Origin of the sequence: Bacillus sp. 007/AIA-02/001 (assembly GCF_004634455.1) — a bacterium.
GTDB lineage: Bacteria > Bacillota > Bacilli > Bacillales > Bacillaceae_G > Bacillus_A > Bacillus_A cereus.
In genome coordinates this window covers 35,188-60,333 of sequence record NZ_SEIY01000007.1, presented here as the reverse complement: position 1 = coordinate 60,333, position 25,146 = coordinate 35,188, and the positions used below count along the sequence as shown (strand labels likewise).

The following is a 25,146-nucleotide window of genomic DNA, read 5'->3' as shown; positions in this document are numbered from 1 at the left end:
TTTCTGTGAATATTTTGTTTGTACTATATTTATTGCGCTAAAAATTACAGATATAGAAAGGATGAGATGAATGACGAGATTGAAGCAAGTTTTTGGTATTATTATTAGTTTTTTTGTTTTTTGGTTTAGTATGCTCGGTGTACAAATGTTTGCTGAGTTTTTAGATATTGAGTCATTGAAATTTGTTGCGGGAAAGACTGAGGCGGCGCGTGCCTTTTACTCTCCGTACCCGTTTTTAATTGTTTTTCTTATTACATTGCTTTCCCTATACTTCTTCGTAATTAAGCTAGGGAAGCCGAAAAAAGAGAAAATGCCTACTTTAGAGGAAAAGAAGGAAGAATTACAATGAGAAAATCCCCTGCTAAAAAGCAGGGGATTTTATATTTGAGTGATGGGAGGAATCTAGCCGCCTTGCTTTTAAATATATCCAGCTCCAGCGGCTAGAATCTCCGGTCATTTCGCTCTCTCGCATGAAGCAAAAAGCGCTTCAAGGTCGAGAGCTTGAAGTGTCCTGCGATTCTGAACGAGCCGCTTCCGCTTTTAGATATTATCCAGTTCCAGTGGCCAGCTCTTCGCATCTAAGAACCTCCCGCACGAAAGGTAAAAAGCACCTTTTGTGCGAGAGAACCTTAGCTGGTCAGAGCTAAACGGGCCACTTCCACTTTTAAACTGGCCTAACCAATTCAAATTGTTCTCCTAATTTTGCATAGTTGTGTCCTGCTAGGCGGCTTACTGGTTTGAGTCCTTCGGCGTGAATGCGCCCTTTTTCATATAGATGTTCGGCAACGTGGAAACGAACGACGCGTCCAATTAGTAGATCACAAGCTGGTGAGTCTTCCGTTCCGCCAAGTGGAATTGCACGTTCTAATACGCATTCCATTCGAATATTTGCTTCTTTTACACCTGGAACAGAGATGACTTCACTTTCAATTGGTGTTAGTTTTGCTAGTTCAATTTCACTTTCATTTGGCGGGAGGTTAGCTGCTGTTTCGTTAATTGCTGCTACATATGATTCGTCAGAAATATGTACGACAAATTCTCCTTTTTCAATTGCGTTTCGGGAAGTGTCCTTTCTTTCTCCGGCTTTTCGTTGTACAGATACTGAGATAAGTGGTGGATTAGCAGCGACAATATTGAAATAACTATATGGTGCTCCGTTTAGTACACCTTCTTTTGTTATAGAAGTAACGAATGCGACAGGACGAGGGATGATACTTCCAGTAAGTAATTTGTAATTATCTTTTTCAGTTTGTTCATTTGGATTAATGGATAACATGCTTGTAATCCCCTTTCTAAATATGAATACTTATTGTTTGTTTACAAGATAACGATGAGAAAATCCTGCTGGAAATAATATTTTGTTTCATAAAAAGAACTTACTTCAATTGTAATGAAGTAAGTTCTTTTTTCAAGAATCTCAAATTTGAGATAAAAATTAAAGTAAAACGTATGCCCCAGGTCCGATTAAAGCTACACCAACAGCGACAGCGATTAACATTAAGTTATATTCATATCCGTTTTGTGTTACCCAGTAACCATTTTTTCCGTGAACAGTGAAGATAGCCATTAACATTGTTCCAACGATAAATAATGAACCAACTACAATGAAAATACCTGATGCAAATAAGAAACCACCTAGTAATTCAGTTGCGCCAGCCATAAATGCCATAAATACACCAGGACGTAAACCGATTGACTCCATCCAGCCACCTGTTCCTTTTAAACCGTAACCGCCGAACCAACCAAATAATTTTTGAGCGCCATGACCCATGAATGTAATTCCTATAATAAGACGAATAATAAGTAGACCGAAATCCATCATTTTTAAAAACCTCCTAAAAGTTATTAACTTATCTTACGTAAGTAATAATAAAATAGTTACTTACTTTAGTCAAGTGTATTTTGAAAAAAGTTTGAATTAAATTTTACAAATTAACAACAAAAAATAAAATGTAGTAAAGACCTCTAGACAAGTTGGGCAAAAAAAGAGAAAATATGAATAGAAGTTAACTTCTAATTGTTATTCAGACAATCAGAATTGACTGGAATTTTGTGAAGCGCTACAATAAGAGTCTATTAGTAATGACGTAATTTATTTCGAAAGCGTTTTTACAGTATAATATTCGAAGTATGAAGTCTTACATGTATCCCGAGCTTTACTAGGGATTGCCCTATAAACTTTTAGGTAAATTATAAGGAGGACTATCCTATGTTTAAAAAATTATTCGGTCTTGGTTCAAAAACAAATGAAGAAACAATCGTAGCTCCATTAACTGGAGCAGTGAAAAATATTGAAGAAGTACCAGATCCAGTATTTGCTGGTCGTATGATGGGTGACGGTGTTGCAATCGATCCTACTGAAGGTGTAGTTGTATCTCCAGTTGATGGTGAAATCGTACAATTATTCCACACAAAACATGCTATCGGAATTAAAGCGAAAAACGGTACAGAAATTTTAATCCACGTTGGATTAGAAACTGTAAAAATGGAAGGCGAAGGTTTCGAAGCTCACGTTTCTGAAGGCCAAGCTGTAAAAGCTGGAGATAAATTAATCTCATTCGACTTAGAATTAATCCGTGAAAAAGCGAAAAGCACAATTACTCCAATTGTTATTACAAACACAGATGCAGCTGAGTCTATTAAGACAACTGTAGGCGTAGCAGCTACAAAAGGTTCAACAGAAGTAATGAAAGTTACAATGAAATAATTGCAATATAAGAGGAATCCGTTTCGTATGAAATGGATTCCTTATTTTTGTTGCATGTTCAGCATGTATGTTAAAATACTCTAGGCACTTGGAAATAGGGTTTCACATATATGTGGATAAGGCGCATTTTTCTTAGAAAAAATATAAGAGAAATGCGCCTTTTGTATATTCACATTTCTTTTGTTCTATTCTAATGTAAGTTATGATGAATGGTAAGAAATCGAATATAGGGGTGGGTTTGAATGAAACGAGTGTTATTTGTTTGTACTGGCAATACATGTCGTAGTCCAATGGCTGAGGCGTTGCTTCGTCATCACGGAGGAGATAAGTTTGAAGTGCAATCTGCTGGTGTTTTCGCCTATCCTGGGAGCGATGCATCGGTACATGCGAAGGAAGCTTTAGCTGAAAAAGGAATTTTAATTGATCATGCGGCGCAGCAAATAAATGAAACTTTGCTTGATTGGGCTGATATTGTCGTAACGATGACAGAAAACCATAAGCAAATTGTACTTGGGCATTATCCGAGCGTTGAAAAGAAATTAAATACGTTATATGGATTAACTGAAGGTATAGGCAAGGACATTTCAGATCCATTTGGAGGCTCGCTTTCTATTTATAAAGAAACGTTAGATGAGATGGAAAAACTTGTACAAACTTTACTGAAAAAACATTCAGTAGGTTGATGTTTCGTGTATAATACGATATTGGAGATCACTTCTTCCTATGTGAGGTAGCGAGTGTGAAATGAAGATAATTGATTGAAACTTTGGAGGGGTAAAAATGAAAGTAGTAATAGCATCTGATCACGGCGGTATGAATATCCGCAAAGAACTTGTAAGTTTATTAGAAGAGTTAAATATTGAATATATTGATTTAGGTTGTGAATGTGAAGCTGGTTCTGTTGATTACCCTGACTTTGCGTTTCCAGCAGCTGAAATGGTAGCGAATGGTGAAGTAGATCGTGGTATTTTAGTTTGTGGGACAGGCATTGGTATGTCAATCGCAGCAAACAAAGTAAATGGTATCCGTTGTGCGTTAGTTCATGATACTTTCAGCGCGAAAGCAACGAGAGAGCATAATGACACTAATATGCTAGCGATGGGTGAGCGTGTAATTGGTGCTGGTCTAGCGCGTGATATCGCGAAAATCTGGTTAACAACTGACTATGAAGGTGGTCGTCACGAAAACCGCGTAGGAAAAATTAAAACATACGAAACAAAGTAATAGATTCTAACTATCAGTAGTGTGAAATATAATTTGGTGAACCAACCTGTGAAAGGAAGAGGCGTAATGACAGAAATCGTAAAGGTAAGAGAACAGCTACAAATGTCGCTTTCTGATTTCCAAGAACAAGCTTCATTACAAAGCGGTCAAATTTTTGTAGTGGGTTGTAGCACGAGCGAAGTGCTAGGCGAAAGAATTGGAACATCAGGAACGATGGAAGTAGCAGAGGCGATTTTCTCTGAGTTAAAACAATTTCAAGAGCAAACAGGTATTGAATTAGCGTTTCAATGTTGTGAGCATTTAAACCGTGCTTTAGTAGTTGAGAGAGAAGTAGCGATAAAATATCAATTTGAAATTGTAACAGTTACGCCTGTTAGATCAGCAGGTGGTGCATTGGGGACATACGCGTATCACAATTTGAAAGATCCGGTAGTAGTTGAGTTTATTAAAGCTGATGCAGGAATGGATATTGGTGATACATTTATCGGTATGCATTTAAAGCATGTAGCTGTTCCGGTTCGTACAAGTGTGAAGGCAATTGGAAGTGCGCATGTAACGATGGCCAAAACACGTGGAAAACTAATTGGTGGAGCGCGTGCTGTCTATGCGGCAGTGGAAGAGACTATCACTTGCCGTTAAATATGAGAAATTAGGAAGTCATATAGTAACTGTTTATCATAAGATAAAAGGTATGTTGTCTGACTTTATAATAGTAGAAAGAAAAGACCGATTTTCGGTCTTTTTTTTCTTTTATGATATAGAAAGTCATGTTAGAATGTAGTTGAAAACATGAAGGTTCGAAAGAATTACAACCTGAATTTTCGTTTTTTCTGAATAAATAAGAAAAAACTGTTGGGAATCGATGTAATTCGTTCAGAAAAGGGGGATTTTGGTGGATCATTTAAAACGTCAAGATGAAAAGGTATTTGCTGCAATTGAGGCAGAACTAGGAAGACAGCGTTCAAAGATTGAGTTAATTGCTTCGGAAAACTTCGTAAGTGAGGCAGTAATGGAGGCACAAGGTTCTGTTTTAACGAATAAGTATGCTGAAGGATATCCTGGAAAACGTTACTATGGTGGCTGTGAACACGTAGACGTAGTAGAAGATATCGCACGTGATCGCGTGAAAGAAATTTTCGGCGCAGAGCACGTAAATGTTCAACCACACTCTGGTGCACAAGCGAACATGGCAGTATACTTTACGATTTTAGAGCAAGGCGATACAGTACTTGGTATGAACTTATCTCATGGTGGTCACTTAACACACGGAAGCCCTGTTAACTTCAGTGGAGTACAATATAATTTCGTAGAATATGGCGTGGATGCTGACTCTCACCGTATTAATTACGATGATGTATTAGCAAAAGCGAAAGAACATAAACCAAAATTAATCGTTGCAGGTGCAAGTGCATACCCTCGTGTTATCGATTTCAAGCGATTCCGTGAGATTGCAGATGAAGTGGGCGCTTATTTAATGGTTGATATGGCACATATCGCTGGTTTAGTAGCTGCTGGTTTACACCCAAATCCAGTACCACATGCACATTTCGTTACAACGACAACACATAAAACGTTACGTGGTCCGCGTGGTGGTATGATTTTATGTGAAGAGCAATTTGCAAAACAAATTGATAAATCAATCTTCCCTGGTATTCAAGGTGGTCCACTTATGCACGTAATCGCTGCAAAAGCTGTTGCATTTGGTGAAGCACTTCAAGATGATTTCAAAACATATGCACAAAATATCATTAACAATGCGAACCGCTTAGCTGAAGGTCTTCAAAAAGAAGGACTTACACTTGTTTCTGGCGGAACAGACAATCACTTAATCTTGATTGATGTTCGTAACTTAGAAATCACAGGTAAAGTAGCAGAGCACGTATTAGATGAAGTTGGTATTACAGTGAACAAAAATACAATTCCATTTGAAACAGCAAGCCCATTTGTAACAAGTGGTGTACGTATCGGTACAGCAGCTGTAACATCTCGTGGTTTCGGTTTAGAAGAAATGGATGAAATTGCGTCACTTATTGCTTATACATTAAAAAATCATGAAAATGAAGTTGCATTAGAAGAAGTACGTAAGCGTGTAGAAGCGTTAACTAGCAAATTCACAATGTATCCAAATCTATAATAGATTGAAGAAGACTGCCGAGACTTAATTGTTTTGGCGGTCTTTTTTGTGGACATATATTATTTTTAAAGTATGTATACAAATGATGAATAAATTTTGGCGATATAATGAAGGATACAGCTCCCATAATTGGTAAAGATACTAGATAGATTCATCGTAAAATCATGATTTTGCCAAATTTGCCCTTGAATATTAGTAGCGTTTTCTTTACAATCGTAAATAGTGTAAAAAAGCGTGCAAACGCATGAATATCATCTAAAGGAGAGATTCACATGGGAAAACTGTATGTATTTGATCACCCGTTAATTCAACATAAGATTACATATATTCGCGATAAGAATACAGGTACGAAAGATTTTCGTGAATTAGTGGACGAAGTAGCAAGTTTAATGGCTTTCGAAATTACTCGCGACCTTCCACTTAAGGACATTGAAATTGAAACACCTGTAAGCAAAGCGACAACAAAAGTGATCGCTGGTAAAAAACTTGGTTTAATTCCGATTTTACGTGCAGGTTTAGGAATGGTTGATGGAATTCTGAAATTAATTCCAGCAGCAAAAGTAGGACACGTTGGTTTATACCGTGACCCTAAAACATTGCAACCGGTAGAATACTATGTGAAACTTCCAACGGATGTAGAAGAGCGTGACTTTATCGTACTAGATCCGATGCTAGCAACAGGTGGTTCTGCGGCTGAAGCAATTAACTCTCTGAAAAAGCGCGGTGCGAAACAAATTAAATTAATGTGTATCGTTGCAGCTCCAGAAGGGGTAAAAGTAGTACAAGAAGAACATCCTGATGTTGATATTTATGTAGCAGCATTAGATGAGAAATTAAATGACCACGGATATGTAGTACCAGGTCTTGGTGATGCTGGTGACCGTTTATTCGGAACGAAGTAAGACAACTGACGAGCAGGGGAGATTCCCCAGCTCGTCTTTTTTGTTGTAAGCAAGTAGGGGAGGGGGAGAGGATAAATATACATCGTATATACAACATAAGTTGCATACACCTCACATATAATATAGAAGTCTTACGTCTGAGGAACACTATATTATGGAAGAAAAGCGTTATATCTCGAAAATATAATAGTGACAAACTTGTGAACATTTCCTTCTATTATAAAGAGAAAACTGTTAGAAATTGCATATATGTAACCAGTATTTAGAAGGGGAACGTTTTCATTTTTGGGAGGAAATGCCTAATACTCAAATTTTTAGATTTTTTACGATTTCTCGTTGACACTGTTAATACCCTATTGTATGCTAACAACGGGGATAGATGGTAGGGCTTTCAGTGACAAAATTACATCTATTCCGTGACGAAAATGTAAACTTTTTGTTTTGTATAGGATTTATGCAAAAAAATGAGTTATTATTAACACATCGTGAATGAGGGTTACATATTGGAGGGATGAATCCTTGCAAAAAAACGATCGCAGCCATATAAAAGCTTATGCTTTAATGTCAGGTATTCTTGCTCAATTAGTCGGTTCTATTCTTGTTGGAATCTTTGGTGGGCAGTGGATTGATAATAAGGTTGGAACGTTTCCGTTGTTTCTTATTATAGGGTTATTACTCGGACTAGGAACAGGGGTATACGCAATGATTCGACTCATTCGACATTACTATTCGGGAGAGCAATGATGATAGACGTACATGGACTTGTCCAAAGACAAAAGAAATATATGTACTACTTGCTTGCGCTTCTAGTGCTAGGATGGGGATTTACCTCTTACAAGGATGTATTTCTTGGACTGATTATCGGGACGATTTTCAGTTTTCTTAGTTTGCGCATCATTGCACGTAGAACAGACAAGCTGCTAGATCGCGTAACAAATGGAGAAAACGTGAAGTTCAAGGCAACAGCGGTAAGTACATATTCAAGATTCGCCACGATTGGGTTATTAATTTTATTTGCAGCCAAATATCAAGAGTTAATCGCGATGTGGGGCCTAGGTGTAGGATTGCTGACAGGATACCTTGTCATGATCATAGATTTTCTTTATTTAGAGTATAAGAGCAGGGAAGAGAGGTGAATTACTAGTGGAACACGGTAAATTAGTTGAATTTCTAGGTTTAACGTTCGATTTGTCATCAGTTATGATGGTTACTGTAGCAGCAGTTATTGTTTTCTTAATCGCTGTTATCGGAACTCGCAGCTTAGCTCTTCGCCCAACCGGGATGCAAAACTTCATGGAATGGGTGTTTGACTTCGTGAAAGGGATTATCAATAGTACGATGGACTGGAAAACAGGTGGACGTTTCTTAACGCTTGGCGTTACGCTTATCATGTTTATCATCGTATCGAACTTCCTTGGTTTACCATTCATGTATTCAGCAACTGAAGCTGGCGAACATATTGCATGGTGGAGATCACCAACGTCTGATCCAGCAGTTACATTAACATTAGCCGTGATGGTAGTTACCCTCACCCATTATTATGGAATTAAGATGAAGGGTACGAAAGAGTACGTAAAAGGTTATTTCCAACCTATGAAATTCTTATTCCCATTAAAGGTTATTGAGGAGTTTGCTAACACATTAACGTTAGGTCTTCGTTTATTTGGTAACATTTATGCAGGTGAGATCTTGTTAGGATTACTTGCTAAGTTGGGCGGAGCATCAGTCCTTGGGGCATTAGGTGCGCTTGTACCAATGTTAGCATGGATGGGATTCAGTGTATTCGTTGGATCAATCCAAGCATTTATTTTCGTTATGTTAACGATGGTTTATATGGCTCATAAAGTAAGCCATGACCATTAATATAATTTAAGTAAGAAAAAATTTATTTTTTTATAATACAAAGGAGGACAAATTAAATGAGTTTAGGTGTAATCGCAGCTGCAATTGCAATTGGTTTATCAGCATTAGGTGCAGGTATTGGTAACGGTCTTATCGTATCACGTACAATCGAAGGTGTTGCTCGTCAACCAGAATTAAAAGGCGCACTTCAAACAATTATGTTCATCGGGGTTGCTTTAGTTGAGGCACTTCCAATCATCGGTGTAGTTATTGCATTCATCGTAATGAACAAATAAGGGAGACTCCCCTTACATAGATGGCGAAGAGTGTTTTTCCGAACTTTCTTCGCCATTGCTTTATGAATGAAACGTATGTCTTTTTTTTCATATGATCAATTTAGATATTTTGAAGGGAGTGAATCCTTGTGCCAACTTTATTATTAGGTGCTGCCATTCCATTTGGAACGATTGCTTATACATTGTTCATTTTCTTACTTCTATTAGTAATGCTACGCAAATTTGCGTGGGGTCCTTTAATGGGAATTATGAAAGAACGTGAAGAGCATGTTACTAATGAAATCGACGCTGCAGAAAGAAGTAATGCTGAGGCGAAGAAATTAGTAGAAGAACAACGTGAAATGTTAAAACAATCACGTGTTGAAGCACAAGAGTTAATCGAAAGAGCGAAAAAGCAAGCTGTAGATCAAAAAGATGTTATTGTTGCTGCTGCGAAAGAAGAAGCAGAATCAATTAAAGCATCTGCTGTACAAGAAATTCAACGCGAAAAAGAGCAAGCAATTGCTGCTTTACAAGAACAAGTTGCTTCTTTATCTGTTCAAATTGCTTCTAAAGTAATTGAAAAAGAATTAAAAGAAGAAGATCAAGTGAAGTTAATTCGCGATTATATTAAAGAAGTAGGAGAAGCGCGATGAGCAATGGGATTGTAGCAAAACGTTATGCTGTCGCTCTTTTTAAAATTGCTAAAGAAAAACACGTATTAGAAATGTTTGAAGAGGAATTACGCCTTGTACAAAACGTTTATGTAAAGAACGGAGAACTACATAGCTTTTTAACGCAACCGAACATTTCAAAGGAACAAAAGAAAACGTTTCTTGCAAACGTATTCGGATCTGTTTCTGAATCTATTTTAAATACGTTATATATTTTAATTGATAACAAACGCATTGATATCTTACCTGAAATTGCAGATGAATATGTTGTTCTTGCTAATGAAGAACGTAACGTAGCGGACGCAACTGTATATTCTACTCGTCTTCTATCAGAAGAAGAGAAGCTTAACATTGCTGAAGCATTTGCAAAGAGAACGGGAAAAGATGCAATTCGCGTGAAAAATGTTGTAGATGAAGATTTACTAGGCGGAATTAAAGTACGTATTGGAAATCGCATTTATGACGGAAGTTTACAAGGAAAATTAGCACGTATTCAGCGTGAATTAATGAAGAATAGATAGGGGTGAAGCACATGAGCATCAGAGCTGAAGAAATTAGCGCACTGATAAAGCAACAAATCGAGAACTATCAGTCTGAAATCGAAGTTAGTGATGTTGGTACAGTTATCCAAGTTGGTGACGGTATCGCGCGTGCTCATGGTCTTGATAACGTTATGGCTGGTGAACTTGTAGAGTTCTCTAACGGCGTTATGGGACTAGCACAAAACTTAGAGGAAAACAACGTAGGTATTATCATTTTAGGACCTTACACAGAAATTCGTGAAGGTGACGAAGTTCGTCGTACTGGTCGCATCATGCAAGTACCGGTAGGAAAAGAACTAATTGGTCGTGTTGTAAACCCATTAGGTCAACCAGTTGATGGTTTAGGCCCAATCAATACAACAAACACTCGTCCAATCGAAAGTCCAGCACCAGGTGTAATGGATCGTAAATCTGTTCATGAGCCACTTCAAACAGGTATTAAAGCGATCGATGCTCTTGTACCAATTGGCCGTGGTCAACGTGAGTTAATCATTGGTGACCGTCAAACTGGTAAAACAGCAGTTGCACTTGATACAATCATTAACCAAAAAGATGAAGACATGATTTGTATCTACGTAGCAATTGGGCAAAAAGAATCAACTGTACGTAACGTAGTAGAAACACTACGTAAGCACGGTGCATTAGAGTACACAATCGTTGTAACTGCATCTGCTTCTCAACCAGCTCCATTATTATACCTAGCTCCTTACGCTGGTGTAACAATGGGTGAAGAGTTCATGTACAATGGTAAACACGTATTAGTAGTATATGATGACTTATCAAAACAAGCAGCGGCTTACCGTGAGCTGTCATTACTATTACGTCGTCCTCCAGGTCGTGAAGCTTACCCAGGGGATGTATTCTACTTACATTCTCGCTTATTAGAGCGTGCAGCAAAATTAAGTGATGCAAAAGGCGGCGGTTCTTTAACTGCACTACCTTTCATCGAAACACAAGCAGGGGACGTATCAGCATACATCCCAACAAACGTAATTTCTATTACGGATGGACAAATCTTCTTACAATCTGACCTATTCTTCTCTGGCGTACGTCCAGCGATCGATGCGGGTACTTCTGTATCTCGTGTAGGTGGATCTGCTCAGATTAAAGCAATGAGTAAAGTATCAGGTACACTTCGTCTTGACCTTGCATCTTACCGTGAGTTAGAAGCGTTCGCTCAGTTCGGTTCTGACCTTGATAAAGCAACTCAAGCGAAATTAAACCGTGGTGCTCGTACTGTTGAGGTATTAAAACAAGGATTACACAAACCATTACGTGTAGAGAAACAAGTTATCATTCTTTACGCTTTAACACGTGGATTCCTAGATGATATCCCAGTAGTAGATATCACTCGTTTTGAAGAAGAATTCCATGCTTGGTTAGATTCTAATGCGACTGACTTATTAGAAGAAATCCGCACAACTAAGAAACTTGCGGATGACGACAAATTTGCAGCAGCAATCAATGGATTTAAAAAAGTATTTGTAGCTTCTGAATAATAAAAGCGAAAGCGGCTCGTTGTGAATGTGAGGGGGATGGAGCTTCTGACGAAGAGGCGGTGTTTGCCTCGTAGGAAGAAGTGAAGCCACCGAGCATTCAAGCCGCTGGAGCTAGATAGTATATATAAAAGGCATCTCGGGCTCTGAGATTGCTAAAGGTCATGTAAAGGAAAAGAGTAGGTGCACCTATTCTTTTCCTTCAATCATGAGCAAGAATATCTTGCAACGTAGATTAGGAAGAGGATTCTTACTAATCGTGCCAACTTCCGGAAAAAAGGTGGTGAAAACCTGTGGCATCTTTACGCGATATAAAAGCGAAGATTAACTCGACAAAGAAAACGAGTCAAATTACGAAAGCGATGGAGATGGTATCTGCATCTAAATTAAACCGTGCAGAGCAAAATGCTAAATCTTTCGTTCCGTATATGGAAAAGATTCAAGAAGTAGTAGCGAGCATTGCGCAAGGAAGCAAAGGGATTAATCATCCAATGCTAAATGCGCGTCCTGTAAAGCGTACAGGATACATCGTTATTACGTCTGATCGCGGACTAGCAGGTGGTTATAACAGTAACGTATTACGTACAGTAAGTAACGTAATTCGTGAACGTCATAATATGGATTCAAACCAATATTCTATTATTGTGCTTGGACGACTAGGACGTGATTATTTAAAACGTCGCGGCTTTAACATTATTGATGAAGTAGTTGGATTATCTGACCACCCATCATTTACTGATATTAAAGACCTTGCTTCTCGAGCAATTGCGATGTTTGCAGATGGTGCTTATGATGAGCTGTACATTTACTACAACCATTACGTAAGTAAAATTTCACAAGAGGTAACGGAAAATAAAATTTTACCGCTTACTGATGTGGCGTCTGACAAACCGACGACAGCTTATGAATTCGAACCTTCTGAAGAAGAAATTTTAAAAGTACTATTGCCACAATACGCAGAAAGCTTAGTGTACGGTGCATTACTAGACGGTAAAGCAAGTGAACACGCAGCGCGTATGACAGCAATGAAGAGTGCTACAGACAACGCAATGGAAGTTATCGATTCACTTACACTTTCATTCAACCGTGCGCGTCAGGCAGCGATTACGCAAGAAATTACGGAAATCGTTGGTGGAGCAGCAGCGTTAGAATAGTATTAAAAGGCGGAAGCGGTTCGTTCAGAATGAGAGGGGGATGGAGCTTTTGACGTAGAGGCGATTTGTGCCTCGTAGGAAAAAGCGAAGCCACCGAACATTCTAACCGCTGGAGCTAGATTCAATAAAAAGCGGAAGCGGCTCTGTCAAAAGAGTCGCGTAAGCTATAAACCAATAAAAAATTAAAAGCTAGCTGCTCGTAGAAAGTTGGCTAATTAAAAGAAAGCTAGGAGGGAACCCGATGAATAAAGGGCGCGTTACGCAAATCATGGGTCCGGTTGTAGACGTTAAGTTTGATGGCGGAAAGCTACCAGAAATCTACAACGCCCTTACGGTAAAACAAAGCAACGAAAACGGAAGTATTAACTTAACATTTGAAGTTGCACTTCATTTAGGTGATGATACAGTTCGTACAGTTGCGATGTCTTCCACAGATGGACTTGTTCGTGGCACAGAAGTAGAAGATACTGGTAAACCAATCTCTGTACCAGTTGGTGATGTAACACTTGGTCGCGTATTTAACGTATTAGGTGATGCAATTGACTTAGATGGTGAGGTTCCTGCAGATGTACATCGTGATCCAATTCACCGTCAAGCACCTGCATTCGAAGAATTATCTACTAAAGTAGAAATTCTTGAAACTGGTATTAAAGTAGTAGACTTACTTGCTCCTTACATTAAGGGTGGTAAGATCGGCCTATTCGGTGGTGCCGGCGTAGGTAAAACAGTATTAATTCAGGAATTAATTAACAACATCGCACAAGAGCACGGTGGTATCTCTGTATTCGCTGGTGTAGGTGAGCGTACTCGTGAGGGTAATGACTTATACCACGAAATGAGCGATTCTGGCGTAATCAAGAAAACTGCGATGGTATTCGGACAAATGAACGAGCCACCTGGAGCACGTCAACGTGTTGCATTAACAGGTTTAACAATGGCTGAGCATTTCCGTGATGAGCAAGGACAAGACGTACTTCTGTTCATCGATAACATCTTCCGTTTCACGCAAGCGGGTTCTGAAGTATCTGCCCTTCTTGGTCGTATGCCATCTGCGGTAGGTTACCAACCAACACTTGCAACAGAAATGGGTCAATTACAAGAGCGTATTACATCTACAAATAAAGGGTCTATCACGTCTATCCAAGCGGTATATGTACCAGCCGATGACTATACTGACCCAGCACCAGCTACAACGTTCGCTCACTTAGATGCAACAACAAACTTAGAGCGTCGTTTAACGCAAATGGGTATTTACCCAGCCGTAGATCCATTAGCATCTACATCTCGTGCACTTTCTCCAGAAATCGTAGGAGAAGAACATTATGAAGTAGCTCGTCAAGTACAGCAAACTTTACAACGTTATAAAGAGCTTCAAGATATCATTGCTATCTTAGGTATGGATGAGTTATCTGAAGAAGATAAGTTAGTTGTACATCGTGCTCGTCGTATTCAATTCTTCTTATCTCAAAACTTCCACGTAGCTGAGCAGTTTACAGGTCAAAAAGGTTCTTACGTACCTGTAAAGAATACAGTTAGTGGTTTCAAAGAAATTCTAGAAGGAAAATATGATGACCTTCCAGAAGATGCATTCCGCTTAGTAGGTGGCATTGAAGAAGTTATTGAAAACGCGAAGAAAATGATGGCGTAAGGCCTTAGGAGGGACGAAGTATGAAGACATTTCCAGTCAGTATTGTAACTCCTGATGGACCGGTTTACGAAAAAGAAGTAGAAATGGTAAGTGTAAAAGCAGAGAGTGGGGAAATGGGGATCTTACCAGGTCACATTCCAACTGTTGCACCATTAAAAATTAGTGCAGTTCGTCTGAAAAATGGTGGACACACTGATTATGTAGCAGTAAGCGGTGGCTTTATCGAAGTTCGTCCAGATAAAGTGACTGTATTATCATCATCTGCTGAAGAAGCAAACCATATCGATATCCATCGCGCAAATGAAGCGAAGCGTCGCGCTGAGCAACGTCTGCAAGATAAACAAGCACATGTTGACTTTAAACGTGCAGAAATGGCATTACAACGTGCCGTGAACCGTTTAAACGTTTCCGATATGAAGTGAAAAAATCCGTAAGGGCTTTGCCTTTACGGATTTTTTTTTTGTGTATTTTATGGATAATTTTACAAAACTGGTATAATTATATTGATGCTTGTATAAGTAGAAGTGTACAACAATTTATATTTCATAAAGGGGATGAATCAATGATTGGTGAAATGAAGCGAGAAGCATTGTACTCTTTAAAGGGAAAATGGGGACTAGGTGTTGGATCAACAATTTTATATTTTATTTTAAGTTATGTCGTTTCGATGGCTGCAATGCTTATACTATTAATTCCAGGAATTATTATATTTCTCTTATTTGCTGGTCTAGCAGGTTCACTTGAAGGGCAAACAATATCAAATGGAGCAAGTGTTACATTCGGGATTTTTTATTGCATTATGATAATTTTGAGTAGCGCATCGTATGGGATTACATCATACGGTTATACAAATGTATTTTTACAGATCAGTAAACGAGAAGATGCTAAAGTAGATTACTTATTTGAAGGATTTCGTGGCTTTAAAAGAATGATGAAAACAATGTGGGCAATGCTTGCAATTTTATTATATACAGGTACATGGATTCCGATATTGTTAGTAGCCTTATTTGCATTTTTTGGTGAAGAAGGAAATGCGTCGTTTGCTATTGCTATCTGTGTACTACTAGCAATTTCAATTGTTGGTATGATTGTGATGTATTTTTCTTATGCACTGACGTACTATGTGATGATTGAAAATCCAGAATATAGTGTTTCGCAGGCGATGAAGGAAAGTAAGAATCTTATGAAGGGTCATAAGCTAGATTTGTTTCTTTTATGGCTGAGCTTCATAGGATGGGCTATTTTAGCGCTTCTTACTTTTGGAATAGGATTTCTTTGGCTTAGTCCGTATATGAGTACGACGACAGCACACTTTTATCGCTATATTTCAAAAGGTGAATTTCAATAGTAACATGCTATACTAATAGAATTATTGTGTATAGGAGGCGAGGCTACGCATGATTAGTGATTTAAAAGGAGAAGCACTAGATTCATTAGAAGGGAAATGGGGATTAGCTGTTGGAGCTACACTACTCATTTCAATTCTTATCACGGCTTTTAGTTTTAGTGTTGATTGGGGATTTTCTTTAATTTTCGGTTGGCAAAAAACAAATGGTTCACTTTCAACGAATATTCTTACATTTTTTGTTACTGGACCGTTAACTTTAGGTGGATATTACCTTGGTTTAAATATCCTTCGTGAAAAGCAAGCTAGTATTGGTAATATATTCATTTGGTTTTCAGAGGGAAAGAGATTTCTAAAATCATTTTTATTATATTTATTAGTAAATCTTTATCTTTTCTTATGGACGTTATTGTTCATTATTCCAGGTATTATTAAATCTTTTTCTTATGCGATGACATACTTTATTATAAACGATCATCCTGAGTATTCACTGAACCAAGCTATTACAGAAAGTCGTCGTATGATGGATGGACATAAGATGGAGTATTTCATTTTATGTTTAAGTTTTATTGGCTGGTTTATATTAAGTTGTATTACATTAGGAATTGGATTCCTGTGGTTAATTCCATATTTCTATACGACATCTGCAGCTTTTTACGAAGAGATCGCAGAAGAATATTATGAGAAAAATATTTAGCATTATAAAATCCCCAGTATGAATTATTTGTTCATACTGGGGGTTTTTTGTAGAAATTTTATAAACTGATTACTAGTAAGTGGTTTACTGAAATAGTAACCTTGCATATATTTACAGTTATGTTTTTGCAGAAACTTAAGCTGTTTTTCGGTTTCAATTCCTTCGGCAACGACTGAAAGATTTAAAGTATTTGCGAGGGAAAGTATTGTAGAAACGATGGCTCGTTCTTCAGGACGATGATCAGCTAATTGTGTAAATTCTCTCGGTACTTTTAATGTGTCGATTGGAAAAATTGATAAATAAGCAAGAGAAGAATACCCAGTACCGAAGTCATCAATGGAAGTTTGGATACCGTATTCTTTTAATTGCTTCAGTCTTAATAACGTTTCTTTCTCGTCAATCATTGCAATCCTTTCTGTTAACTCAAGGGTTACATATTTTGGATCGACTTGCACGTCGTTTAATATTTGTGAAATGTTTTCGATTAATTGATCTTGCCGGAATTCTTTTGCGGATAAATTAACACTTATTTTTAAATTTTGGTAGCCAAAGGTATGCCATATTTTTAATTGGAGACAAGCTTCTTGTAATACCCAATGTCCAAGTGGGACTACTTGTGGCGTCTCTTCTACAATTGGAATAAACTCACATGGTGAAATGTCACCTAATAGTGGGTGTTTCCAACGTATTAAAGCTTCAGCACCGATAATTTTATTTGTTGTCGTATCAATTTGTGGTTGATAAACGAGATAAAATTCTTTGTTTACTAAAGCGATTGGCAAATCTTTTTCAATTCGAGCTTTTCGTTCCATTTTTTTATATAGTTCTTTCGTGTAAAGAGAGCTACCGTTTTTTCCTTTATTCTTTGCTTCGTACATGGCCATATCAGCATGCTGCAAAATGGATAGCGCATCTTCACCTGCTTCAGGATATATTGCAATTCCGATGCTCGGTGAAATTTGTAAATGTTGATTTTCGATTTCAAATGGCTCATTCATGGCCGCTACAATCCTATCAGCTATTTTTTGGACATCTGGCTTTTTTTGGTAATTCTCGATAAGGATTGTGAACTCATCCCCAGCTAGCCGCGCGAGTTTCATATTTGATGTTGCTATTCTTTCGAGCCTTTTTGCTACTGCGATGAGCAATAGGTCTCCTACTCGATGACCGAGGGTATCATTAATAACTTTAAAACGGTCTAGGTCGAGAAACATAACAGCAAAAGGCTTTTTCGATATTTTTGCTCGTGCAATTGCCTGTTCTAAATGTTGATGAAATGCACGTCGATTTGCAAGCTCTGTTAAAGTATCATGGTATGCTAGGAAATTAATTTGTTCTTGTTGTTGTTTGCTTTCCGTAATATCTTTAATCATTAAATAAACCCCAGAAATTTTCTCCTTTAAAAAGATCGGTACGGCGGTAACGTGCAAGTAGTAAATATCTCTGTTTTTATGGTACGCCCGTATTTCTAAAGAGATAGAATACCCCTTTTTCACGCGATGAAAGGCGTTAATCATTTCTTCTAAATCTTCTTCGTATATGAGTGAATAGTAAGGCTGGTTTAATAATTCATTCGTTTGATAACCGAGTAAAGTAGTACCAGCGTTATTTACTTTGAGAAAATTACCGTACAAATCTAATGTGAAGATTGGATCTGGATGATGCTCGTATAAAGATTTAAACATTTGTTGATTATGATAGAGTTCATTTTTCTGTTCTACTAAATCTTCTGTACGTAGTTTAATTTGTTTCTCGAGTTCTGAGTTGAATTGCATTTGAGCTAGCAATAAGATTTTATTTTGTTTTCGAACTAAACTATGACGTATGAGAACGAAAGAGAAAGTTATTATAAGTCCGATTACTATAATAGGCGCAAAAACGGATTCAACTAATATGAAAACAATAAGCATTACTACCGAAATATACGGTAATGATAATCGGATTGATTCACCAATTTTAGGTGTTAGTAGTACTTGTTCTTGTTTTTCAGGCTTTTTTGTATGGAGAATACAGGCGATTGCTACTAGTACTAAGGTTACTTGATAGAAAGGAGTAACTGTAAACATAGAATACTCTGGTATGAAGTATTTTATATACGCATAAATCGCATCTGTAGTAGCATATAAAATTAAAGCACTGCCAAGAAGTGCACCGACCTTTTTAGGTAATAAGGATAGTGGTTTGAATAAAAGGTTGATTCCTATTAAGAGAAAGAGTAAATCAGCCATTGGATAGGTAAGTTGAACAAATATGTCGATATAGGATGTTGTAAAGATATGAATAGTTCGTTCAATAAGTAAGTAGTAACTTAAAGTAAATTGGGCTGTAACGATAATACAAATATCACATAGCATAAAAAGTTTTTCTAATAAATCTCGGTTATAAATGATTTCGTATAGAAAGGCAAACGTAAAGCTAAATAAAAAAAGTAAGTAAAAAAAGTCAGATGGATCAACGAACGTATAGAAGTCCTTTACAATTAAACGCTGATAGGCAACGACTATATCACCGATAAAATAAGAGAGAGCTCCAACAGATAATATGATCCAAAATAAACGAGATAGCCCTTCTTTCATGTTTGAAAAATAAAGTATATAACTACAAGCGATAATATCAATTAATAGGGTACTCGTTCCGATTAATAGCTGAAAAGAAAATGAGTATTCATATAGAAAAGGCATCGCTACATAGTGAAGCGTTATAGACAGCAATACAATGCTTATAAGAATACTTACATGTGTTTGTTTTTTCATTTATATCACCTACGGTTTCTTGAAAAGCATATATAAGTTTATATTTATTTTGCACAATTATAGCAAGTTGTAAAGATAGATTTTAATAATTCTTGTTTCTGCCTCCCAACATATCGACATAGGAATTTGAAGTTTGCTATAATGGTTAGAATAGTTGCATTATTTAGAAAAATTTAAAAATAATAATTACTGCAACTAGGACATATTGTTTACTATGTGAACTTGTTCTTAATTTAGGGGGGAGGGTTTCACAATGGCAAGTGTATATGAAAATAGTTATATGATCGTTTTGATTTTCTTGCTATTAGGTATATTGCTGCCGGTAGTGGCTCTTACATTAGGAAGGATGCTGCGCCCAAATAAACCAAGTGCAACAAAGGCGACGACGTATGAGAGTGGAATTGAGCCTTTTCATGATGCAAATATTCGGTTTCATGCTCGTTATTATATTTTCGCTTTATTGTTTGTGATCTTTGATGTAGAAACTTTATTTTTATATCCTTGGGCTGTTGCGTATGACAAGCTAGGTTTATTTGCATTAATTGAAATGCTCATCTTTGTTGTAATGTTGCTAGTTGGATTAGCGTATGCTTGGAAAAAGAAGGTGTTACAATGGTTATAAATTTTGAGGAATTACATCCAAATGAGCGAGCAGAATTAGAACGAAATATCTTTTTTTCTACATTGGAACAGTTGAAAGGATGGGCGAGGAGCAATTCTTTATGGCCGATGACATTCGGACTGGCGTGCTGTGCAATTGAAATGATGGGAGTAGGCTCATCACATTATGATTTAGATCGATTTGGGTCATTTTTTCGGACTTCACCAAGGCAATCGGACGTCATGATTGTATCGGGAACGGTAACGAAGAAGATGGCTCCTATTGTTCGGCGTTTATATGATCAAATGCCCGAACCGAAATGGGTTATTGCGATGGGATCTTGTGCAACAGCAGGTGGTCCGTATGTAAATTCATATGCTGTTGTGAAAGGTGTAGACCAAATTGTACCAGTTGATGTGTATATTCCTGGTTGTCCCCCAAATCCAGCTGCTTTAATTTATGGAATTAATAAATTAAAAGAAAAAATTCGTTACGAAGCAAAGACCGGGAAGCAGGTGACGAATAAATGAGCAATCCAAATAAAGATTTAGAGGAGCTGAAAAAAGAAGCAGCTAGGCGTGCAAAAGAAGAAGCGAGAAAACGCCTTGTAGCGAAACACGAGGCGGAAATAAGTGAGCTTGAGGAAGAAGATCAAGAAAAAGAGAAAGCGCTACCAAAAAACGATGATATTACTATAGAAGAAGCAAAAGCGGCAGCGTTAGCGAAGCAGAAAAGAGAAGGAACCGAAGAAGTGACGGAAGAAGAAAAAGCGAAAGCCAAGGCGAAGGCAGCAGCAACTGCAAAAGCAAAAGCGGCAGCGTTAGCGAAGCAGAAAAGAGAAGGAACCGAAGAAGTGACGGAAGAAGAAAAAGCGAAAGCCAAGGCGAAGGCAGCAGCAGCTGCCAAGGCAAAAGCGGCGGCGTTAGCGAAGCAGAAAAGAGAAGGAACCGAAGAAGTAACGGAAGAAGAAAAAGCGAAAGCCAAGGCGAAGGCAGCGGCAGCTGCCAAGGCAAAAGCGGCGGCGTTAGCGAAGCAGAAAAGAGAAGGGACAGAAGAAGTAACGGAAGAAGAAAAAGCGAAAGCCAAGGCGAAGGCGGTGGCAGCTGCCAAGGCAAAAGCGGCAGCATTGGCGAAGCAGAAAGCCTCGCAAGGTGATGGGGATTCGGGAGATGAAAAGGCAAAGGCAATTGCAGCGGCAAAAGCGAAAGCAGCAGCGGCTGCAAGAGCGAAGACAAAGGGGGCTGAAGGTAAGAAAGAGGATGAGCCGAAGCAGGAAGAACTGTCCGTAAATCAGCCGTATTTAAATCAGTATGTTGAGGCTATTAGGGAGAAGTTAGGAGAGGGTGTATTAGTAGATTCCTACATTAATAAACTGTCAAAGGATGTGCCAACTCTTGTGGTGGATCCCGAAAAATATTATGAAGTGATGGAGTCACTGCGATTCCATGAGGGACTTGCTTTTGATTATATGTCAGAGCTACATGCGACGGATTTTGTGACACATATGGAAGTGTATGTTCATTTGTTTTCATATAGTAAGAAACAATCGGTAGCGGTGAAGGTAAAGCTAGACCGAGAAACGCCGCAAGTCGAATCTGTGACAGCGCTTTGGAAAGGGGCTGACTGGCCGGAGCGAGAAGCATACGATTTGCTCGGCATTATATTTAAAGGGCATCCGAATTTAACACGTATTTTAATGCCAGAGGATTGGGTAGGATATCCGCTTAGAAAAGACTATGAACCGTATGATGTGGAGGTGTAGCTATGATCCGCACGGAAGAGATGCTTTTGAATGTAGGACCTCAGCATCCGAGTACACATGGTGTGTTCAGGCTCGTAATTAAGATTGACGGGGAAATTATTAAAGAAGCTACACCTGTTATTGGGTATTTACATCGCGGGACGGAAAAGATCGCTGAGAGCTTACAGTATACGCAAATTATCCCTTATACAGATCGAATGGACTATTTATCAGCTATGACGAATAATTACGTCATTTGCCATGCTGTAGAGACGATGATGGGGCTTGAAATTCCAGAGCGTGCCGAATACTTGCGAGTACTTGCGATGGAGCTAGGAAGAATTGCGAGCCATCTCGTTTGGTGGGGGACAAATCTTCTTGATATAGGAGCGGTTAGCCCGTTTTTGTACGCTTTTCGTGAACGAGAGATGATTATAAATTTATTAAATGAATTATGCGGGGCACGGCTTACTTTTAACTATATGAGAGTTGGTGGTGTGAAGTGGGATGCGCCAGATGGTTGGATTGAAAAGGTGGAAGAGTTTGTTCCGTATATGAGGGAGCAACTGGCAGGTTATCATGATCTTGTTAGCGGTAATGAGATTTTCTTAAATCGTGTGAAAGGCGTTGGTATATATAGCGCGGAAGAAGCGATTTCGTATTCTTTAAGCGGAGCAAATTTGCGGTGCACTGGAGTAAACTGGGATCTTCGCAAAGATGAGCCGTATTCGATTTATGATCGTTTTGATTTTGATATTCCTGTTGGAAGCGTGGGAGATGCTTGGGATCGCTACGTTTGCCGAATGCAAGAAATCGAGGAGTCTTTAAAGATTGTTGAGCAAGCGGTTCAGCAGTTCCCGAAAGATGGAGCTGTGCTGGCAAAAGTACCAAAAATTATTAAGGCACCTAAGGGAGAAGCATTTGTACGTATCGAATCGCCGCGCGGAGAGATTGGGTGTTATATCGCTAGTGACGGAAAGAAAGAGCCGTACCGTTTGAAGTTTCGTAGGCCATCTTTTTATAACTTGCAAATTTTACCAAAGTTATTGAAAGGTGAAAACATCGCTAATTTAATTACGATTTTAGGTGGAGTTGATATTGTACTTGGGGAGGTTGATGGCTAATGATTGAGACGCTCTTACAATCACCTTCAAGCTGGACGAATTTCTTCATTTTTTTCGGATTAGCGGTACTTCTACTATTTGCAGTCCTTGGCTTCGTTACATATGGAATCTTGGCAGAACGGAAAGTGATGGGGTTTATGCAAGGGCGGATTGGCCCAAACCAGGTTGGAGGCCGATTTGGTTTACTGCAAACGGTAGCTGATGTTTTAAAACTATTATTGAAAGAAGATAGTATTCCGAAAGCAGCAGATAAACCGCTGTTTATATTAGCACCTGTCATTGCATTTGCACCAGCATTTATGGTGCTTGCAGTTATCCCGTTCACTGATAAATTTCAATTTGCAGATATTGGAGTCGGGTTACTTTATTATATCGCTGTTTCCGGTATTACGACGATAGGTGTTGTAACTGGGGGATGGGCATCGAATAATAAATATTCCCTTTTAGGAGGGATGCGTGCGGCGGCGCAAATGATTTCTTATGAGATTCCGCTCGTAATGAGTGTAATTGGTATCGTTTTGCTAGCTGGTAGCCTGAATTTAAATGAGATTGTAGCGGCGCAGGAGAAGGTTTGGTACATTTTCGTACAGCCAATTGGCTTCGTCGTTTTCTTAATCGCAGCAGTTGCAGAGTTAAATAGAACGCCATTCGATTTGCCAGAAGCGGAGTCAGAACTTGTTTCTGGATATCATACGGAATACTCAGGGTTTCGCTGGGCGTTTTTCATGCTTTCAGAGTACGTATATTTCTTCGGGATGGCATCGTTAATTACAGTGCTCTTTTTAGGCGGATGGAATCCAGTCATGTTTCTTGGATTTATCCCAGGTGCCGTATGGTTTGCTTTGAAATTTAGCAGTGTAGTCTTTCTATTAATTTGGTTCCGCGTTACGTTCCCGCGTATAAGAGGTGACCAGTTAATGGAGTTTGGTTGGAAAGTATTATTGCCGATTGCACTTGCAAATATTTTCTTAACGGCATTGATTAAGGAGTTATTCTTCTAATCTATGAGGGGGGTGCCAGTAAGAGATGAAAGGACTATTTAAAGGATTAAAATATACATTAAGTAATTTGAGCAAGAAGAAGGTAACGTATGATTATCCAAATCAACCGTTGCCGTTGCCAGACCGTTTTCGAGGAATTCAAAAATTTTATCCGGAAAAATGTATTGTTTGTAATCAGTGCTCTAACATTTGTCCGACAGACTGTATTCAGTTAACAGGAAAGAAACATCCGGATCCTACGAAAAAAGGAAAAATTATCGACACGTATGATATTAATTTTGAAATTTGTATTCTTTGTGATTTATGTACAGAAGTTTGTCCGACAGAGGCAATTGTCATGACAAATAACTTTGAACTCGCGGAATATTCACGTGATGACTTATTTAAAACTTTGCAGTGGCTTGACGAAAACGACGAAAACGTCAGGAAGGAGAATAAGGCATGAATGGCGAGTTTGTAGCATTCTTTATACTATCCTTGTCTGCAATTATCGGCGGTGTTCTTATGTTGAACTTAACGAAAGTTATGCACATGATGCTAGCTCTCGTTCTGACATTTCTCAGCATTGCAGGTTTGTATTTTCTTTTATCAGCTGAATTTATAGGCGTTGCACAAATTTTACTTTATTCTGGTGCAATCACAATTATTATGATTTTCGGCATTATGTTAACGAAACATAACGCGGAAAATGAATCGCGTCTTACTCTTCGAAAATGGATTATCTTCTTTGCAGTTGTAGCATTTGGAGCGGTTATGTATTTCGCTGTTAATAATGTTGATTTTGCAAATGAAAGCACACAAGGAAGTTTACCTCTCCATGAAAACAACACACTTCAAATCGGTACGCTTCTCTATTCAAAATATATTATCCCATTTGAACTAACTTCAGTTATTTTACTTGTAGCACTCGTTGGCGCGATTGTACTTGCGAAAAAGGATGAGAAAGAGGAGGATTCCAATGAGTAGCGTTCCAGCTTCTGCATATTTAACACTTGCGATTATTTTGTTTTGCATCGGTCTATTTGGAGCTTTAACAAAGCGGAATACAGTAATCGTATTAGTTTGTATCGAATTAATGCTGAATGCTGCCAATTTAAACTTAGTGGCGTTTAGCAAATTAGGCTTATTTCCGAATTTAACAGGTCAAATTTTCTCACTGTTTACGATGGCTGTAGCGGCAGCGGAAGCGGCGGTAGGACTCGCTATTTTAATTGCTTTATATCGTAATCGTACAACAGTTCAGGTGGATGAAATGGATACGCTTAAAGGATAGCATTGTGACCGAA

Annotated in this window: 31 protein-coding genes; 28 read left to right on the top strand and 3 right to left on the bottom strand. The window is 38.3% G+C overall.

What is annotated here, in order from left to right; genetic code table 11:
* The first annotated feature begins 70 nt into the window (after window positions 1–70).
* Window positions 71–349, top strand: coding sequence for a DUF3935 domain-containing protein (locus tag ES895_RS15980; protein ID WP_000197472.1), 279 nt, complete (start codon window positions 71–73; stop codon window positions 347–349).
* 315 nt (window positions 350–664) lie between these two features.
* Here ES895_RS15980 and ES895_RS15975 read toward each other — a convergent pair whose 3' ends face one another.
* On the bottom strand, window positions 665–1,276 hold the full coding sequence (locus ES895_RS15975; RefSeq protein ID WP_097995102.1) for a flavin reductase family protein: 612 nt from the start codon (window positions 1,274–1,276) through the stop codon (window positions 665–667).
* A 159-nt stretch (window positions 1,277–1,435) separates the two neighbouring features.
* Window positions 1,436–1,822 carry a DoxX family protein gene (locus ES895_RS15970; RefSeq protein WP_000968616.1) on the bottom strand — a complete coding sequence of 129 codons (387 nt, stop codon included), beginning with the start codon at window positions 1,820–1,822 and terminating at the stop codon, window positions 1,436–1,438.
* 387 nt (window positions 1,823–2,209) lie between these two features.
* Here ES895_RS15970 and ES895_RS15965 point away from each other — a divergent pair, with 387 nt between their 5' ends.
* From ES895_RS15965 to ES895_RS15875, 19 genes are all read left to right on the top strand, one after another.
* Window positions 2,210–2,707, top strand: coding sequence for a PTS sugar transporter subunit IIA (locus ES895_RS15965; protein WP_000473665.1), 498 nt, complete (start codon window positions 2,210–2,212; stop codon window positions 2,705–2,707).
* A gap of 242 nt (window positions 2,708–2,949) precedes the next feature.
* Entirely contained in the window at window positions 2,950–3,390 is a 441-nt protein-coding gene (locus tag ES895_RS15960; protein ID WP_000832368.1) for a low molecular weight protein arginine phosphatase, read from the top strand.
* A gap of 97 nt (window positions 3,391–3,487) precedes the next feature.
* The gene (rpiB, locus tag ES895_RS15955) at window positions 3,488–3,931 is read left to right on the top strand and encodes a ribose 5-phosphate isomerase B (RefSeq protein ID WP_000869542.1); all 444 of its coding nucleotides are present in this window, start codon (window positions 3,488–3,490) and stop codon (window positions 3,929–3,931) included.
* Window positions 3,932–3,997: 66 nt separating this feature from the next.
* A complete protein-coding gene (locus tag ES895_RS15950) occupies window positions 3,998–4,570 on the top strand; it encodes a TIGR01440 family protein (protein WP_000136375.1) in 573 nt (190 codons plus the stop codon).
* Window positions 4,571–4,823: 253 nt separating this feature from the next.
* A complete protein-coding gene (gene glyA, locus ES895_RS15945) occupies window positions 4,824–6,065 on the top strand; it encodes a serine hydroxymethyltransferase (protein WP_000349809.1) in 1,242 nt (413 codons plus the stop codon).
* Between the two features lie 272 nt (window positions 6,066–6,337).
* Window positions 6,338–6,967: a uracil phosphoribosyltransferase gene (gene upp, locus ES895_RS15940; RefSeq protein ID WP_000517539.1), complete on the top strand. Its 630-nt coding sequence runs from the start codon at window positions 6,338–6,340 to the stop codon at window positions 6,965–6,967.
* Between the two features lie 379 nt (window positions 6,968–7,346).
* Entirely contained in the window at window positions 7,347–7,460 is a 114-nt protein-coding gene (locus ES895_RS15935) for a DUF4024 domain-containing protein (RefSeq protein WP_000232962.1), read from the top strand.
* A gap of 26 nt (window positions 7,461–7,486) precedes the next feature.
* Window positions 7,487–7,711, top strand: coding sequence for an AtpZ/AtpI family protein (locus ES895_RS15930; RefSeq protein WP_001171223.1), 225 nt, complete (start codon window positions 7,487–7,489; stop codon window positions 7,709–7,711).
* Window positions 7,711–8,103 carry an ATP synthase subunit I gene (locus ES895_RS15925; protein ID WP_000567600.1) on the top strand — a complete coding sequence of 131 codons (393 nt, stop codon included), beginning with the start codon at window positions 7,711–7,713 and terminating at the stop codon, window positions 8,101–8,103. Before ES895_RS15930 ends, ES895_RS15925 begins: the two co-directional genes overlap by 1 nt.
* Before the next feature lie 7 nt (window positions 8,104–8,110).
* The gene (atpB, locus tag ES895_RS15920) at window positions 8,111–8,830 is read left to right on the top strand and encodes a F0F1 ATP synthase subunit A (protein ID WP_000399871.1); all 720 of its coding nucleotides are present in this window, start codon (window positions 8,111–8,113) and stop codon (window positions 8,828–8,830) included.
* Between the two features lie 56 nt (window positions 8,831–8,886).
* Window positions 8,887–9,105 carry a F0F1 ATP synthase subunit C gene (gene atpE / locus ES895_RS15915; RefSeq protein WP_000052064.1) on the top strand — a complete coding sequence of 73 codons (219 nt, stop codon included), beginning with the start codon at window positions 8,887–8,889 and terminating at the stop codon, window positions 9,103–9,105.
* A 128-nt stretch (window positions 9,106–9,233) separates the two neighbouring features.
* Window positions 9,234–9,740 carry a F0F1 ATP synthase subunit B gene (gene atpF / locus ES895_RS15910; protein WP_001142618.1) on the top strand — a complete coding sequence of 169 codons (507 nt, stop codon included), beginning with the start codon at window positions 9,234–9,236 and terminating at the stop codon, window positions 9,738–9,740.
* Entirely contained in the window at window positions 9,737–10,279 is a 543-nt protein-coding gene (gene atpH / locus ES895_RS15905; protein WP_000064683.1) for a F0F1 ATP synthase subunit delta, read from the top strand. Before atpF ends, atpH begins: the two co-directional genes overlap by 4 nt.
* An 11-nt stretch (window positions 10,280–10,290) precedes the next feature.
* Entirely contained in the window at window positions 10,291–11,799 is a 1,509-nt protein-coding gene (gene atpA / locus ES895_RS15900) for a F0F1 ATP synthase subunit alpha (RefSeq protein WP_000027518.1), read from the top strand.
* A 290-nt stretch (window positions 11,800–12,089) separates the two neighbouring features.
* Complete coding sequence (gene atpG, locus ES895_RS15895; protein WP_000157696.1) at window positions 12,090–12,950, top strand: F0F1 ATP synthase subunit gamma; 861 nt, start codon at window positions 12,090–12,092, stop codon at window positions 12,948–12,950.
* 241 nt (window positions 12,951–13,191) lie between these two features.
* Window positions 13,192–14,598, top strand: coding sequence for a F0F1 ATP synthase subunit beta (gene atpD / locus ES895_RS15890; RefSeq protein ID WP_001032593.1), 1,407 nt, complete (start codon window positions 13,192–13,194; stop codon window positions 14,596–14,598).
* A gap of 20 nt (window positions 14,599–14,618) precedes the next feature.
* Window positions 14,619–15,020: a F0F1 ATP synthase subunit epsilon gene (gene atpC / locus ES895_RS15885; RefSeq protein ID WP_000847211.1), complete on the top strand. Its 402-nt coding sequence runs from the start codon at window positions 14,619–14,621 to the stop codon at window positions 15,018–15,020.
* A 38-nt stretch (window positions 15,021–15,058) separates the two neighbouring features.
* Window positions 15,059–15,946, top strand: a complete 888-nt coding sequence (locus tag ES895_RS15880) for a DUF975 family protein (RefSeq protein WP_002097917.1) — start codon at window positions 15,059–15,061, stop codon at window positions 15,944–15,946.
* 49 nt (window positions 15,947–15,995) lie between these two features.
* A complete protein-coding gene (locus ES895_RS15875; RefSeq protein ID WP_000622463.1) occupies window positions 15,996–16,640 on the top strand; it encodes a DUF975 family protein in 645 nt (214 codons plus the stop codon).
* A 23-nt stretch (window positions 16,641–16,663) separates the two neighbouring features.
* Here ES895_RS15875 and ES895_RS15870 read toward each other — a convergent pair whose 3' ends face one another.
* Window positions 16,664–19,393, bottom strand: coding sequence for a putative bifunctional diguanylate cyclase/phosphodiesterase (locus ES895_RS15870; protein WP_135238478.1), 2,730 nt, complete (start codon window positions 19,391–19,393; stop codon window positions 16,664–16,666).
* Window positions 19,394–19,646: 253 nt separating this feature from the next.
* Between ES895_RS15870 and nuoA the strand changes: the two genes are divergently transcribed.
* From nuoA to nuoK, 8 genes are read left to right on the top strand one after another with little or no spacing between them, the layout of a single operon-like run.
* Window positions 19,647–20,015, top strand: coding sequence for an NADH-quinone oxidoreductase subunit NuoA (gene nuoA / locus ES895_RS15865; RefSeq protein WP_135238477.1), 369 nt, complete (start codon window positions 19,647–19,649; stop codon window positions 20,013–20,015).
* Window positions 20,006–20,524: an NADH-quinone oxidoreductase subunit NuoB gene (nuoB, locus tag ES895_RS15860; RefSeq protein ID WP_000236331.1), complete on the top strand. Its 519-nt coding sequence runs from the start codon at window positions 20,006–20,008 to the stop codon at window positions 20,522–20,524. The genes nuoA and nuoB overlap by 10 nt, the downstream gene beginning before the upstream one ends.
* Window positions 20,521–21,756: an NADH-quinone oxidoreductase subunit C gene (locus ES895_RS15855; protein WP_135238476.1), complete on the top strand. Its 1,236-nt coding sequence runs from the start codon at window positions 20,521–20,523 to the stop codon at window positions 21,754–21,756. Before nuoB ends, ES895_RS15855 begins: the two co-directional genes overlap by 4 nt.
* Window positions 21,757–21,758: 2 nt before the next feature.
* Complete coding sequence (gene nuoD / locus ES895_RS15850) at window positions 21,759–22,859, top strand: NADH-quinone oxidoreductase subunit NuoD (RefSeq protein WP_000621434.1); 1,101 nt, start codon at window positions 21,759–21,761, stop codon at window positions 22,857–22,859.
* Entirely contained in the window at window positions 22,859–23,860 is a 1,002-nt protein-coding gene (nuoH, locus tag ES895_RS15845; protein WP_000573426.1) for an NADH-quinone oxidoreductase subunit NuoH, read from the top strand. Before nuoD ends, nuoH begins: the two co-directional genes overlap by 1 nt.
* Before the next feature lie 25 nt (window positions 23,861–23,885).
* On the top strand, window positions 23,886–24,305 hold the full coding sequence (gene nuoI, locus ES895_RS15840; protein WP_098581226.1) for an NADH-quinone oxidoreductase subunit NuoI: 420 nt from the start codon (window positions 23,886–23,888) through the stop codon (window positions 24,303–24,305).
* Window positions 24,302–24,826 (top strand): NADH-quinone oxidoreductase subunit J, encoded by a 525-nt coding sequence (locus ES895_RS15835; protein WP_001012814.1) that lies wholly within the window; start codon window positions 24,302–24,304, stop codon window positions 24,824–24,826. The genes nuoI and ES895_RS15835 overlap by 4 nt, the downstream gene beginning before the upstream one ends.
* Window positions 24,819–25,133, top strand: coding sequence for an NADH-quinone oxidoreductase subunit NuoK (gene nuoK, locus ES895_RS15830; RefSeq protein WP_000100079.1), 315 nt, complete (start codon window positions 24,819–24,821; stop codon window positions 25,131–25,133). Before ES895_RS15835 ends, nuoK begins: the two co-directional genes overlap by 8 nt.
* Window positions 25,134–25,146: the final 13 nt, after the last annotated feature.